13 protein-coding genes are annotated in these 14,488 nt (G+C 58.1%); 3 read left to right on the top strand and 10 right to left on the bottom strand.

What is annotated here, in order from left to right:
- Nucleotides 1-3 precede the first annotated feature (3 nt).
- The 3 genes from K5Y32_RS03855 to ghrA are packed head-to-tail and all read right to left on the bottom strand — an operon-like array spanning nt 4 to nt 2,292.
- A complete protein-coding gene (locus tag K5Y32_RS03855) occupies nt 4-564 on the bottom strand; it encodes a molecular chaperone (protein WP_101760778.1) in 561 nt (186 codons plus the stop codon).
- Between the two features lie 27 nt (nt 565-591).
- On the bottom strand, nt 592-1,329 hold the full coding sequence (locus K5Y32_RS03850) for a phosphatase (protein ID WP_222181836.1): 738 nt from the start codon (nt 1,327-1,329) through the stop codon (nt 592-594).
- A gap of 24 nt (nt 1,330-1,353) precedes the next feature.
- Entirely contained in the window at nt 1,354-2,292 is a 939-nt protein-coding gene (ghrA, locus tag K5Y32_RS03845) for a glyoxylate/hydroxypyruvate reductase GhrA (RefSeq protein WP_222181835.1), read from the bottom strand.
- Nucleotides 2,293-2,499: 207 nt separating this feature from the next.
- On the opposite strand from ghrA, the gene treA reads away from it, so the two are divergent.
- On the top strand, nt 2,500-4,179 hold the full coding sequence (gene treA, locus K5Y32_RS03840) for an alpha,alpha-trehalase TreA (RefSeq protein WP_222181834.1): 1,680 nt from the start codon (nt 2,500-2,502) through the stop codon (nt 4,177-4,179).
- 262 nt (nt 4,180-4,441) lie between these two features.
- Complete coding sequence (locus K5Y32_RS03835) at nt 4,442-6,541, top strand: TonB-dependent siderophore receptor (RefSeq protein WP_222181833.1); 2,100 nt, start codon at nt 4,442-4,444, stop codon at nt 6,539-6,541.
- A gap of 63 nt (nt 6,542-6,604) precedes the next feature.
- On the opposite strand, the gene K5Y32_RS03830 is transcribed toward K5Y32_RS03835, so the two are convergent.
- Nucleotides 6,605-6,853 (bottom strand): GlsB/YeaQ/YmgE family stress response membrane protein, encoded by a 249-nt coding sequence (locus K5Y32_RS03830; RefSeq protein WP_008102737.1) that lies wholly within the window; start codon nt 6,851-6,853, stop codon nt 6,605-6,607.
- A 186-nt stretch (nt 6,854-7,039) separates the two neighbouring features.
- On the opposite strand from K5Y32_RS03830, the gene K5Y32_RS03825 reads away from it, so the two are divergent.
- Nucleotides 7,040-7,774: a flagellar brake protein gene (locus K5Y32_RS03825; RefSeq protein ID WP_101760783.1), complete on the top strand. Its 735-nt coding sequence runs from the start codon at nt 7,040-7,042 to the stop codon at nt 7,772-7,774.
- 128 nt (nt 7,775-7,902) lie between these two features.
- On the opposite strand, the gene K5Y32_RS03820 is transcribed toward K5Y32_RS03825, so the two are convergent.
- The 6 genes from K5Y32_RS03820 to K5Y32_RS03795 form a co-directional block, all read right to left on the bottom strand.
- A complete protein-coding gene (locus tag K5Y32_RS03820) occupies nt 7,903-9,390 on the bottom strand; it encodes an FGGY family carbohydrate kinase (RefSeq protein WP_222181832.1) in 1,488 nt (495 codons plus the stop codon).
- Nucleotides 9,391-9,392: 2 nt separating this feature from the next.
- Entirely contained in the window at nt 9,393-10,337 is a 945-nt protein-coding gene (locus K5Y32_RS03815) for a transketolase family protein (RefSeq protein WP_101760785.1), read from the bottom strand.
- Nucleotides 10,330-11,163, bottom strand: coding sequence for a transketolase (locus K5Y32_RS03810; RefSeq protein WP_222181831.1), 834 nt, complete (start codon nt 11,161-11,163; stop codon nt 10,330-10,332). The genes K5Y32_RS03815 and K5Y32_RS03810 overlap by 8 nt, the downstream gene beginning before the upstream one ends.
- Nucleotides 11,164-11,251: 88 nt before the next feature.
- Complete coding sequence (locus K5Y32_RS03805) at nt 11,252-12,358, bottom strand: ABC transporter permease (RefSeq protein ID WP_101760787.1); 1,107 nt, start codon at nt 12,356-12,358, stop codon at nt 11,252-11,254.
- A 1-nt stretch (nt 12,359) separates the two neighbouring features.
- Nucleotides 12,360-13,874: a sugar ABC transporter ATP-binding protein gene (locus K5Y32_RS03800; RefSeq protein ID WP_222181830.1), complete on the bottom strand. Its 1,515-nt coding sequence runs from the start codon at nt 13,872-13,874 to the stop codon at nt 12,360-12,362.
- Complete coding sequence (locus tag K5Y32_RS03795) at nt 13,874-14,485, bottom strand: DUF2291 family protein (RefSeq protein WP_222181829.1); 612 nt, start codon at nt 14,483-14,485, stop codon at nt 13,874-13,876. The genes K5Y32_RS03800 and K5Y32_RS03795 overlap by 1 nt, the downstream gene beginning before the upstream one ends.
- Nucleotides 14,486-14,488: the final 3 nt, after the last annotated feature.

The following is a 14,488-nucleotide window of genomic DNA, read 5'->3' as shown; positions in this document are numbered from 1 at the left end:
CGATTACGCCTCGTCGCCCTGCTCTTCGTTCAGTTCGTCGTACATCGCTTGCATTGCCTCACGGCTCAGCGCCGCCAGCGTGCGGTAAAACGCCGTGGTGGCATGCGCTTCCACTTTGCCGAGGAACGCGCCGCACCACGGCAGCAGATACTCATCAAACAGCGCCAGCTGCGCGGCAGATTCATCCTCTGCCGACTGATCTTCCAGCCAGGATGCCGCCAGCAGCAGCACGCCAAAGTGATCGGCAGGCGCTTCGCTCAGCGGCATGCCACGCGCGCTGAGAAACGCACGCACGTCTGCTTCAGCAACACCGTTCGGCCATTGTGATGCGTACGGCGGCACGCTGCACTCGCTGCCGACAAACAGCGCATTGTAGTCGGCGGCCAGCGCCTGCGGATCGCTATTCTGCTGCAGGCGCGTCAACAGTTCGTCCTGCTCCAGCGGCCACTGCTGTTGCAGTTTACCTTCACGCAGCAGAGTGAACAGCGGCACCAGCAGCGGATCCTGCGGCTGGCGATTAAACAGCGAGCCAATGACGCGGCAGAGTATGGAAAACTCATTCATGCAACAGAATTCCTTGAGGTAAAAAAGTTAAAAATCAGCAAATTCGGGAATCGTTTTGCCGGTGCGCAACGCGAGAAAGTCGAGCAGGCGACGCGGCGTGACATTTAACACGCGATCTTTGGGAAAATCCACTTCGCTGGTGATGCGCAGGCAGTGTTCGAAATTACCCAGCGTAAACGCGGTATGCGAATCGGAGCCAAACGCCAGACGTCCACCGGCATCGCGCACCGCTTCGGCAATGGCACGACAGTTCGGTTCGCTGCCCGGACGCGAATGGGTAAAGGAGGAGTTGTTGATCTCCAGCGCCACATCGTAATGCGCGGCGGCTTCGGCAATCGCGCGGATATCCACCGGGAACTTCGGGTTGCCCGGATGCGAAATGATATGCACCAAACCGCCCGCCATCGCCGCAATCATCGCTTCAGTGTGATGTGCTTTGTCACGCGGCGCATAAACCGGTTCGTGGAAGCCCGCGACGATCAGATCCAGCGCATCCAGCATCGGGCCGCTGCAATCGATCTCGCCCTGCTGATTTTTGATGTTGGCTTCAATACCGCGCAGCACGCCAACGCCATCAATCACGCGCGGCCAAATGCGCATGTTGACGAAATGCCAATAGTGCGGCGCATCGGCCATATCCGGGCCGTGATCGGTAATCGCGAACAGCTTCAGGCCGTTCTGTTTCGCCTGCGCCACATAATCATGCAGCGTACTGTAAGCGTGCGTGCTGGCAACGGTGTGCATATGTAAATCAACGGGATACATCTTCATCTCCTGACCCAATGGGAATTAATAACCGCGCTGGCGATCGACCAAACCACCCGGCTGTTGACCTTGCTCCAGAGCAAGTATGGCATCCGCAATGTAATCCATCGCCTCTCCTGGCAAGGTAATCGCCGCAGTATGTGGCGTGATTGTGACATGCGGATGAGACCACAACGGATGATCCTGCGGCAGCGGCTCGCGCTGGAACACATCCAGCGCGGCGGCGGCCAGCTGACCGCTGTTGAGCGCCGCCAGCAGATCGGCTTCTACCACATGCGCACCGCGCGCCAGGTTAAGGAAGCAGGCGCCGTGCGGCAATGCGTTAAGCAGCTGGCTATCGATCAAGTTGGTGGTTTCCGGCGTGGTCGGCAGCAGATCGATTAGCACCTGCGTGCCCGCCAGGAAAGCATTGAGCTGTTCGCGGCCATGGAAGCTTTGCACACCGTCGATCTGCTTCGGCGAACGGCTCCAGCTGCGTAACGGGAAGCCCCACTGACGCAAACTCTCCAGCACGCTACGGCCTAATACGCCCGCGCCGAGCACACCAATGGTGAAGTTTTCGCGATCGAAACCGTCCAGCTCCTGCCAGCAAGCCTGCTGCTGCAGTTCACGATAGTCGGCAAAACGGCGGAACCAGCCCAGCACGCACCAGTTGGCGTACTCCTGCATCTGGCGCGCCATGCCGGTATCTTCCAGGCGGAATAACGGCACGGTGTCGGCCAGCATCTGTGGATTGTTACGCAGCTGTTTGAGGATTTCGTCGACGCCCGCGCCCATGGCAAACACACCTTTCAGCTGACGCCCCGCCAGCATCTCGACCGGCGGAGAACGCACTACCGCATAATCGGCCGGCGCGTTGTCGCCCGGCTGCCAGTCACGCACGCGCGCCTCCGGCAAACGCTGACGCAAACCTTCCAGCCAGCCTTGCGGCGCCAGCGACGGGTGATACCAGATTATCTCCATACGACTCTCCTTTTTTTGCTTCAGCCTCAGGCAAATAGCCGTACAGGGCAAGCAAAAACCTTAGCCTTGAGGCAATTTCTCACGTGATTAATTCCGGGCGCTTCACATTTCCACCGCTGTGCGAGGCTAAGCGGCGCGATTACGACTAAAGTTGTTCGGGTGGTCAATGCGTTAGCACACCACCTTTTCGGACAAGGAGAAAAACCGATGATAAAAAATGCCGTATTCACGCCCGCGCGTCTGACCTTTTTACTTAGCGCCGCGTTGCTGGCCGGTGCCAGCGCCGCACACGCCGACGATCAAAGCCGCATGCTCAGCAACCAACCGCAGCCACCGGATGTGCGCCTGGGACCGTTGTTCAATGCGGTACAGCAGGCTAAATTTTATCCGGATCAGAAAACCTTCGCCGATGCGGTGCCGAAATCCAATCCCTCGTCGATTCTGGCCGACTGGCAGATGCAAAAAAACCAGCGCAACTTCGATCTCAAGCATTTTGTCGACAGCAACTTCACGCTGCCAAAAGAGGGTGACAAATATGTGCCGCCCGCCGGGCAAAGCCTGCGTGAGCACATCAACGGTTTATGGCCGGTGCTGACGCGTACCGCGCAAAGTGCCAGTCAGTACGATTCGCTGCTGCCGCTGCCCAAACCTTATGTGGTGCCTGGCGGACGCTTCCGCGAAGTGTATTACTGGGACAGCTACTTCACCATGCTCGGCCTGGCGGAGAGCGGTCACTGGGATCGCGTGCAGGATATGGTGGATAACTTCGCCACCGAGCTGGACAAATATGGCCATATTCCCAACGGTAACCGCAGCTACTATCTCAGCCGCTCGCAGCCGCCGTTCTTCAGCTTGATGGTTGACCTGCTGGCAACGCACAAAGGCGACGACGTCTATCGCCAATACCTGCCGCAGCTGCAGAAAGAGTACGATTACTGGATGGCGGACAGCGACAAAGTGGCGGCCGGCCAGGCCAGCAAACGTGTGATCAAACTCAGCGACGGCACGCTGCTTAACCGTTACTGGGACGATCGCGATGCGCCGCGTACCGAATCCTGGCTGGATGACGTCAACACCGCGAATAAAGCGCCGGAACGCAATAAACAGCAGGTTTATCGCGACTTACGTGCGGGCGCGGCTTCGGGCTGGGATTTCAGTTCGCGCTGGTTCACCGATGCGCACAATCTGGCGTCCATCCGTACCACGCAGCTGGCACCGGTTGATCTTAACAGCCTGATTTTCCACCTCGAACAGACACTGTCCAAAGCCGCCAAACTGGATAAGCAGGATGACAGAGCCAAACAGTTCGCGGCGGATGCTGAGAAACGTCAGGCGGCGATCAATCGCTACCTTTGGGATGAGAAAAAAGGCTGGTACGCCGATTACGATTTCCAGAAGAAGCAGGTGCATTCACAGCTGACCGCTGCGACGCTGTTCCCGCTCTATATGCAGCTCGCGAGCGATAAGCAAGCTGAACGCACCGCTTCCGCAGTTGAAAAACAGCTGCTGAAACCCGGCGGACTGGTGACCACCACGGTGAATAACGGCCAGCAATGGGATGCGCCAAACGGCTGGGCGCCGCTGCAATGGGTGGCGGTAGAAGGTCTGGAGCATTACAAGCAGCCGAAGTTGGCGCAACAGATTGGTCAGCGCTTCCTGCAGAACGTGCAGGCGACCTACGACAAGGAACATAAGCTGGTCGAGAAATACGTGGTTGAAGGCGCGCAGCTGGGCGGCGGTGGCGGCGGTGAATATCCGCTGCAGGACGGCTTCGGCTGGACCAATGGCGTGACGCTGAAGCTGCTGGATAAGTACTGCCCGAAAGACAAAACCTGTAATAACGCTGGCGATATCCCGAATATGCCGGTTTTAAGTAGCGCGAAGTAATTACCTCTATTCTGCCGGGCGAATAAGCCCGGCAACTGCACATTACCGTCGCGGCGCGGTTTACTGCGCGCTCAGAATCTGGGCAAGGTGCAACCAATGCCATGCGCGATAAATCGCGCCGCTACGGCTCTTGCCGGTCATCTGTGCATTTTCCTCACATCCCTCTAGCAACAAACTCACATCTTGAAACATCCGCGACAAAAGATAATAATTCTCAATCTGATATCGATAGCTATTCCCATTAAAATAACAGGAACCTCTCATGACCTCGTTGTTTACCCTTAAACGTGGCCGCATACTGTGCGCGCTTGCGCTGGCTTTACCCGCGGCAAGCTTCGCTGAAGAGTCGATTGTCGTGACAGCGCAACCGCAAGAGAGCGCCACCTCACCGACGCAGGGCTATCTCGCCACGCGCAGCAGCGGTGCCAGCAAAAGCGATCAGCCGCTGATCACTACCCCGCAGTCGATCTCGGTAGTCACGCGTCAGCAGATGGAAGATCAGGGCGCGCAGGATCTCAATCAGGCGCTGGGTTACACGCCGGGCGTCTTCACCAACTTTGGCGGCGCGGCCACGCGTTATGACACCATCGCGCTGCGTGGTTTCCACGGCGGCGATGTCGATAACACCTTCCTCGATGGCCTGCGCGTGATGAGTGACGGCGGCAGCTTCAACATCCTGCAGGTGGATAACTGGTTCCTCGACCGCATCGATGTGATTAAAGGTCCCTCCTCCGCGCTCTACGGCCAAACGGTGCCGGGCGGATTGGTGAATATGGTGAGCAAGCGCCCGCAGTTTGCTGAAGAGGGCCACTTCCGCCTGGCGACCGGCACCAACGCCACCAATAACGCCGCCTTTGATTACACCAACGCCATCAACGATCAGTGGGCATTTCGCTTAACCGGCATTACGCGCAACAGCGATACCCAATACGATCACACTCGCGAAGAGAAATATGCGATTTCGCCACAGCTGATGTGGCAGCCAAGTGAAGATACCAACTTAGTGCTGCGCGCCTACCTGCAGAAAGATCCGTCCGGCGGCTATCACGGCTCGGTACCGGCGGAAGGCACGCTCTACAGCCATAATGGCCGCAAATTGAGTGACAGTTTCTATGAAGGTGACACTGCGCTCGATCAGTTCAAACGTCGCGAACAGATTTACAGCTATGACTTCTCGCATCGCTTCAACGATGTGTGGTCGGTGTACTCCACCGGCAGTTACAGCCACTCCAATACCGAGCTCGATCAGGTTTATCAGATTGGCTGGAACGCAACGAATCCAGACCTGCTGAACCGCTACTACTCCGGTGAGCGTTCATCGCTGAGCGCGTGGGCCAACGACAACCGCTTGCAGGCCGATTTCGCTACCGGCGCGGTTCAGCATCGCGTGACGCTGGGCGCAGAGTACCATCGCTATAAAAACGACATCACCGAAGCCAGCGATGCCGCCAGCGCGCTGAATGCGTGGAACGGCGAAGAAGTGGGCACCATGCCGGACTTCGACTGGACATCGCAGACGCGCCGCTACTATCAAACCGGTTTGTATCTGCAGGATGAGTTGCAGCTCGATCGCTGGCATCTGGATTTGTCGGGACGCTACGATCGCATCGTGTCGGAAAACGGCACCAGCCGTCGTCAGGACGATCACATCAGCGGCCGCGCTGCGCTGTTATATGCCTTCGAGAACGGCATCTCGCCTTATGTCAGCTGGAGCCAGGCAATAACGCCGGCTTCGTTAACCGATCCTTTCGGCAATCAGCTAAAACCGACCACGTCAGAGCAGTATGAAGCGGGCGTGAAATATCAGCCGCTGGGCACGCGCGATATGTACTCAATCGCGGTGTACGATTTAACCCAGGACGATGTCGCCAACCGTAACGTGCTGGACGGCACTTACACGCCGTCGGGCAAAGTGCACTCGCAGGGCATTGAACTTGAGGCGCGTAATCAGCTGACGTCGCGTTTTAGCACCATCGCCGGCTACACGCTAAATCATCTGCGCTTTAAAGATTCGGTGGACGGTAACGATGGCCATACGCCGTATGTGACGCCGAACAGCATGGCATCGTTGTGGGGACATTATCAGTTTGACTACGGCTTGAGCGCCGGTGCAGGTGTGCGCTATATCGGTAAACAGTGGGCGGATAACGAGAACACTACGCGTCTGCCATCGGTAACGCTGTTTGATGCCTCGGTTCGCGCCGATCTGGGCGCATGGAACTCACAGCTGAAAGGCGCCTGGCTGCAGGTGAATGCCAACAACCTGACCGATAAAAAGTATCTGGCCGCCTGTTACGGCACCGGTTACTGCTATCGCGGTGCCGAGCGCACGGTCATGGCTACGGTGGGCTACGACTTTTAATCAGGTATAAAAAAATCCGCCATCCTTATGCGGGATGGCGGATTTCATCAAATACTGGCGCGATTAACTTCGCACTTTACGGTAGATCCACAGCACCACAATGGCACCAATCACTGCCACCACGAAGCTGCCAAAGTTGAAACCGTCAACTTTACCGAAACCAAACAGGGTACTGATCCAGCCACCGACAACCGCACCCACCACACCCAGAACTACAGTGATGATAAAGCCGCCGCCATCTTTACCCGGCATAATCCACTTAGCGATAATCCCGGCAATCAGACCAAAAATAATCCATGAAAGAATACCCATGTACTGCTCCTTACGTTATTAATCAATGTGTTCACCGCCTCTAGTATAGACGGGATTTTATGATCTGCATCCCAACTTGCCGCCGTAAATAGCCGTTAGCTGACTAAAGGTTAGCGCAGCGACGCCGATAACTGACGAACAGCATTGTCAGTCGTGAAAATAACAATCGGATAAGTGGAGCAGGACGTGGGAGAAGCCGATAAAGAACAATACCTCAAGCGAGGCACGTTAGCGGTTTTGGGCGTGATGAAGGACCTGTTGCGTTTTCAAACCCCGTTGATGGTGAATTTTTCGCGCGGTCAGTTTATCAGTCGCTTGCTGTCAGCCGATGAAGATCAGGTGATCTTTGACCTCGGCAGCAACGCGCTGGATAACGATTTAGCGCTGCAAGGTGGCGAAGTGAATATTGCCGCCGAAACGCACGGTGCCAAAGTCGAATTTGGCTTAACCGGTTTACAGCGTGTTGAATTCGAAGGCTTACCCGCTTTTGCTGCGTCGCTACCGGAACTGGTGTGGCAGATTCAACGTCGTGAATTCTTTCGCGTCAATGCGCCGCTGGAACCGGTTTTTTATTGCCACAGCCAGTGGCCTGATGGGCGTACCGCGCGCTTCCGCCTGCAGGATCTGTCACTGGGCGGCGTCGGCGTGCTGCTGGACGAAGCGCTACCGGAAGGCCTCAATCGCGGCGATACCTTTAAAAACCTGCGCGTGGATTTAGCTGAGTATGGTCATTTTGAGGTGACAGCACAGCTGCTGCACATTGGTGAACGCACCGTAGTGACCAGCAAGAATGAAACTCGCGCCACACCGCGCCTTAGCTTCCGCTTTACCGCCATCGAACCGATTCAGGAACGCCAGCTGCAGCAGGTGATTTTTGCGCTGGAACGTCTGGCGCGTGATAAAGCCAACCGTTTCCAGTAGCGCTGGACGTTTATCACCGTACAACATCGTAGCGGCACAATTTATTGCGCTATTTGGCATGAGATACACGTCTAAAAAGCGCGATAAATCGCGCCGCTACGAAGCGTGCGCGATTTATATAACGATAATCAATGCGGCTGATAACGGCAACGTGCCACCGCATCCAGCCAGCCGTGATAATTCTCCTGCATGCTTTTCGCCTGATCCTCACGCGGCATAATCACGCTACCGCCCTGTAACGCCTGCATCTCACTGCCCTGCTGCCACCAGCCCAGAGTGCGGCCCGCTAATAATGCGACGCCCAACGCGGAAACTTCTGCCGTCGGCACGCGTTTCAGTGGCCGCTGCAATACATCGGCCTGCATCTGCATCAACCAGCTATTTTCCGTGGCGCTGCCATCCACGCACAGCGCAGGAAGTTGCACGCCGCTGGCCTGCTCCATGGCAAAAAACACATCGGCGATCTGGAAGGTGATCGACTCCAGCGCCACGCGCGCCAGCACCTCCGGCGTCGCCGCATCGGTCAAGCCACACACCATGCCGCGCGCTTTCAAATCCCACCAGGGCGCACCAAGACCAGAGAGCGCCGGCACAAAATAGATGCCCTGATTATGCTCGCTGCGCTGCGCCAGCGCAGTGAGTTCTCGCGGATCATGAATGCCCAGCATGCGGCCCAGCCACGCCGCGCCGGAACCGGTGTGGGTAATGTTGCCCTCAAAGGCATAGCGCAGCGTGCCGTCGTGCCACGCCACCGTGGTGCTGAGACCATTTTCCGTCAGCAGCGGCGTCGCCATCGACATCATCAGTGATGAACCGGTGCCGTAAGTGGCTTTGACCACCTCTTCGCTGCCGTTGCGCTGCGCTTGCAGCGCGGCGTGTGAATCGCCGATGCGCGATAAAATCGGCGTGCCGGGCGCTAAACCGGCAATATCGTTACGCGTCACCACGCCTTGCGCGCTGGCCGAGGGCACAATCTGCGGCAGCGCCGCACGGGGAATGTGGAACAGCGTCAGCAGTTCATCGTCCCAGTCGCCGCTGTGCAGGTTGTAGAGCTGGGTACGCGCCGCATTGGCATGATCGGTGACGAAGCTTTCGCCGCCGCTCAGCTGCCAGCTCAGCCAGCTGTCCACGGTGCCGATACAGAGTTCACCGGCCTGGGCGCGCGCGAATCCATTCGGCAACGCAGCAAGCATGCCGGTAAGTTTACCGGCTGGAAACATCGGATCGACCGCTAATCCGGTGAGTCCGGTGATGCGCGGGGCTTTACCCGCCACGCGCAGATCGCGGCAAAATGCCTCCGAGCGGCGATCCTGCCAGCTGACGAGCGGCGTCAGTGGCTGACCGTTATGTCGTTGCCAGATCAGTACCGATTCGCGCTGGTTGCTGATCGCCACCGCCGCGACGTGCGCCCCCGCACACTGCGCCAGACAAGCGCTCACCGCCTGTTTCACCGCCTGCCAAATCGCCAGCGGATCCTGCTCCGCCAAACCCGGCTGCGGATGCTCCAGCGTCAGCGGCTGACTGCCGCGCGCCACCACATTGCCGGCACGATCAACCGCAATCGCTTTCGCGTTGGTGGTGCCTTCATCAATTGCCAGTATCAACGAACCTGCCATCTTTACGCTCCTGCACAGATGCGCGCTGCACTCTTCACCACGCTGGCGGCATCAATGCCATGTCGGGCACGGGTGGAGGCGCGATCGCCAGCAATCGCGTATTCGCCGTCGGGGATGCCCAAACGCAGCAGCGGGATGCCACAGCCGCCTTCCGCCAGCACTTCCGCCACCAGGCTGCCGACGCCGCCGTTGACGTTGTGTTCTTCCACGGTAATGACCGCTGGATAGTGATTTAACAGCTCGCGCAGCTGTTGGGTATCACAAGGTCGAATCGATGGAATGCTGATCACACCTGCTGTAATGCCTTGCTCATGCAGTTGCTCGGCGGCGTGAACCACCTCGTGAACCGTCGAGCCCATCGCCACCAGCACAATGTCATGACCTTCACGTAACACGTCGATTTGGCCAGGACGGAATTGATAGTTTTCATCGTGCAGCTGCGGCAGATCTTTACCGTCCAGACGGATATACACCGGCCCGACATGCGCCAGCGCATACTCAATAATCTGGCGGCACTCCAGCGGGCAGGATGGCGCATAGATTTCGATGTTGCCGAAGCCGCGCATCACTGCAATGTCGTCGATGCTGTGATGGGTGCTGGCCAGCGGGCCGTAGCTGGCACCGGCATTCAGGCCAAACAGTTTAACGTTGGTGTTGTTGTAGCAGACGTCGACTTTAACCTGCTCATTGGCGCGGGAAACCAGGAACGGCGCGGCGTTGCAGGTCACGGCCACTTTGCCGCCAATTGCCAGACCGGCGGCGGTGCCCACCAGCGTTTGCTCCGCGATACCCACGTTGATCAGGCGATCGGGGAATGCTTTGATAAAGGGCGCAATTTTGGCGGTTGAGGTGGAATCGGCCACCACCGGCACTAAATCGACGCCGCGATTAACCGCATCAATAAATGCCTCGACCATTACCGTCGCCAGGTGTTTTGCATTACTCATCTTTCAACTCCTCCAGTGCCAACTCAATCTCTTCCCCTTTCGGCACGCGGTGATGCCACTCCGGTTTGCCCTGAATAAAGGAGATGCCGAAGCCTTTTTCGGTATGCGCCACAATCACCTGCGGCTTGCCGCTGTTGCGCGGCAGGTTTTCGATGGCGTCCACCACCGCCGCCATGTCATTGCCGTTGCACTCGCTCACATCCAGACCAAAGGCGCGCCATTTTTCCGGCAGCGGATCGGTGTTCATGATGTCGCGCGTATGGCCCGCCAGCTGCAGCTTGTTCTTGTCATTGATGATCACCAGGTTATCGAGGCCGTAATGCGCCGCCACCAGCGCCGCTTCCCAGTTGCTGCCCTCCGCCAGCTCACCGTCGCCGGTGACGACAAAAATGCGGCGGTCGCTGTCATCTTTCTTCGCCGCCAGCGCAATGCCGACCGCCACCGGTAAACCGTGGCCCAGCGCGCCGGTGTTCAGCTCAACGCCCGGCGTTTTTTGTCGCACCGGATGGCCCGGCAGATGCGAATCGGAATGCTGATAAGTCGGCAGCCATTCGGTGGGGAAATAACCGGCTTCTGCCAGCACGCAGTAATAACCGCCCACCGCATGGCCTTTCGACTGGATGTAAATGTCGCGCTGCGGATCGTTGGTGCGATCTGGCGCGCAGTTAAGGATGCGGAAATAGAGCGCGGTGAGGATCTCAACCTGCGAGAGATCGGCACCGGTATGCCCGCCCGCCGGGCTGCCCGCATTAAGCTGAATGATGCGGCGGCGCACGGCGCGCGCTTTCGCTGCCAGATCCGCTACCGAGTATTTGAAAGGATTCATAGACACCTCTGAATTTTAAAGCATGGATGAATATTTATTCGTGATGGAGAAAAAAAGGTGCAGACAATCAGCGCCTGCACCCAACCGATTAACTTTTTGCCGGGCTGCCGCCCTCCTCAATCAGCGCTTTCTGCGCCACCACCGCCGCTTTCTGCTGCATGCGGCTCTGCATTTGGTCGATGATCACCGCCACGATAATCACGATGCCTTTGATCACCATTTGCCAGAACTCGCTCACACCCATCATGATCAAACCGTCGGCGAGGAAGCCGATCACAAAGGCACCAATCAGCGTGCCAAGAATGGTGCCGCGTCCACCCGCCAGCGAGGTACCGCCCAGCACCACTGCGGCAATCGCGTTCATTTCAAAGGAGGTTCCGTTCGCCGGATGGCTGGCCACCAACTGCGACGAGACCACGATGCCAGCAATTGCCGCGCAAAAACCGGAGATGGCATAGACCCAGATTTTCACCGACTTCACTTTCACGCCCGAGAGTTCAGCGGCGCGTTCGTTATCGCCAATCGCGTAAACCTGACGGCCAAACGGCAGGCGGCGCGCCACGTAGGCAATCACCAGCGCCAGCAGCACCATCATCCAGATGGCCCACGGCAAGCCAAGGAAATAGCCGGCGCCAATCTTGTCGAATCCAGTATTCCCCAGCATTTCATTGCCCTGCAAACCGGGGAAGGTTTCGCCGCCCGAGGTGAGCATCGCCGTGCCGCGCAGGATGTACATGGTGCCGAGCGTGCAGATGAACGGAGCCACGTTATAGCGGGTAATGATCCAGCCATTGACCGCGCCAATCAGCCCGCCAATCAGCAACACAATCGGCACGATCAGCCACACGCTGGGGAAGATGGCGATGCCAAACATCGGCAACACAATGCCTTTGGTGATCAGCCAGCCGGCGATCATGCCGCACAGGCCGAGCGTGGCGCCGATGGAGAGATCGATGCCCGCAGTGATAATGACAAAAGTGATGCCGAGCGCGAGGAAGGCGTTAATGGCGATGTGTTTCACCATGATCACCATGCTGCCCACCGCGAGGAAATCGGGCACCGTGATCGCGAAGAAGCCGACAATCAGAAACAGCGCAATAAAGGTGCGCAGTTTGAGCAGCAGCAGAATCAGGCTTTCGCGTGAGTTGAACGCTTTGACAGGCGATGCGAGCGCGAGCGCGCCGTTGTTTTTCATATCAGAATCCTTGTGCGCTTGCTTTAACCAGCGCCGCCTCTTCCGCTTCAGCGCGCGGCAGGTCAGCAGTCAATTTGCCGCCGGACATCACAAGGATGCGATCGGCAACGGCCATGATCTCTTTCAAATCCGAGGTGGAGAACACCACCGCAATGCCCTGCTCCGACAGCTTCACCATCATGCGGAACACTTCGCCTTTGGCACCGACGTCGATGCCGCGACTCGGTTCATCCAGCAGCAGCAAGCGCGGATTGGTCAGCAGCGATCGGCCAATCACCACCTTTTGCTGATTGCCGCCGCTCAGTGCGCTAATGGCGACATCCGGCGAGGAGATTTTGATTGCCAGATTGCCGACGGTGCGGGTCACCACTTCGCGTTCCGCCTGCTCTGAAATCACGGTGCGATGCGACAGACGCCGCCACAGGCTGGCGATGGTGAGATTACTCGCCACCGATGAGATGGGAAAAATGCCCGAGCGTTTACGATCCTCCGGCACCAGACTCATGCCCATACGAATGCGTTCAGCGGTCGGCAGACGCGTCGGCAGCGGTTTGCTGTCGAGCCACAGCTTGCCGAGATAGTTACGCTGCGTGCCAAGCAAACACTCAAACAGTTCGGTGCGCCCCGCGCCCATCAACCCGTAAATGCCGACGATCTCTCCGGAACGCACCTGAAAACTGACATCATCCACCAGCGTGTTGCCGTTTGGGCTGACGCAGGTGATGTGTTCGGCTTCCAGCACCGGCGCACCGAACTGGCGATCCGGCGGCAGGAACGTGCCGACCGGTTCACTGCCCAGCATTTCGCGCACGATCCACGGCACGTCGATATCGCTGACCTGCGCTTCGGCCTGAAAACGCCCGTCGCGCAGAATGGTGATCACATCACCAATCGCCATCAGCTCCTCGAGCCGATGCGAGATATAGATGATGGAGACGCCCTGACGCGTCAGTTCGCGGATCACCCGAAACAGGATCTCCACTTCAGTTTTGCTCAGCGCTGAGGTCGGTTCGTCGAGGATCAGAATGTCGGCGTCCTCCGCCAGCGCTTTGGCGATCTCCACCAATTGCTGCTGGCCAACCTTCAGGCTGCCGACCTTCTCATCCGGTGAAATTGGCTGATCGAGGCGCTGCATCAGCGCGGCGGTGCGGCGTTTCTGCTCGGCTTCATTGATGGGCCGAATGCCGCTTTGGATTTCCCGGCCGAGGAAAATATTCTCCGCTACGCTGAGGTTCTCAAACAGATTGAGTTCCTGATGCACCATGCCGATGCCGTGACGCGCGGCGTCTCGCGTGCTGTGAAACGCCACTTTGTTACCGTTCAGGAACATCTCACCGCTGGTCGGCTGCTGCACCCCGGCGAGAATCTTCATCAGCGTCGATTTGCCTGCGCCGTTTTCGCCGATGATGACGTTGACTTTGCCGCGCCACACGCGGTAATCCACACGATCCAGCGCTAAGGTGCCGGGGAACAGCATCGACATCTGATTGGCTTGCAGAATGATCTCGTCGCTCATTATGGATTCCCCTGCTGCAGCTGCACCGCAACCACCTCATCCACCGTGCCCGCGCCCATGCTGACGGCCAGCAGCGCCTGCGCCGGTTTGCCCACCCAGCTGGCATCCACCGCGGGCAGCTGTTTCACCGCGTGGCGATTGAGTGCTTTGGTGAGCTGCGCGTACTGCACCTGATTGGTGAACTCTTCGAAGCGGAAACCGGCCGCATCGCGAATGGCGTTGCCGCGCAGCACCGGACCAATCAACACTTTTACCGGCTTGCCGTTGATGGTCATGGTGAGGCTGCGTTCCCGCTCGTTGCTGTTGTCAAACGCCGTCACCGTGCCTGCCGCGCGCACAAACACGCTTTCGCTGCCGCCCGCTTTGACGGTGTAGCTTTTGGTTTCCATATCCGCCCAGCTCAGCGCCTGCTTCTCGGCGGGCTGCTGCACGCGGCTGGCCCAGCTTGACTCCGCAATCTGCTGCGGCGTCTGATCGCTGTAGCCCGGTTTGGCGTTGGGATCTTTCGGCATGATGGGTTTGCCGTTGGCATCGAGATCCACCACGGTGCAGGCGGCTAACATCAGCGTCAGCAGCGCCACCAGCATGCCGCTCAGCGCTTTCCCCTTCATGCC

The organism is Pantoea sp. DY-15 (assembly GCF_019795935.1).
GTDB classification, from domain to species: Bacteria; Pseudomonadota; Gammaproteobacteria; order Enterobacterales; family Enterobacteriaceae; genus Pantoea; species Pantoea leporis.
The sequence above is the reverse complement of the archived record's forward strand: the minus strand, read 5'-3'. Positions and strand labels throughout refer to the sequence as shown.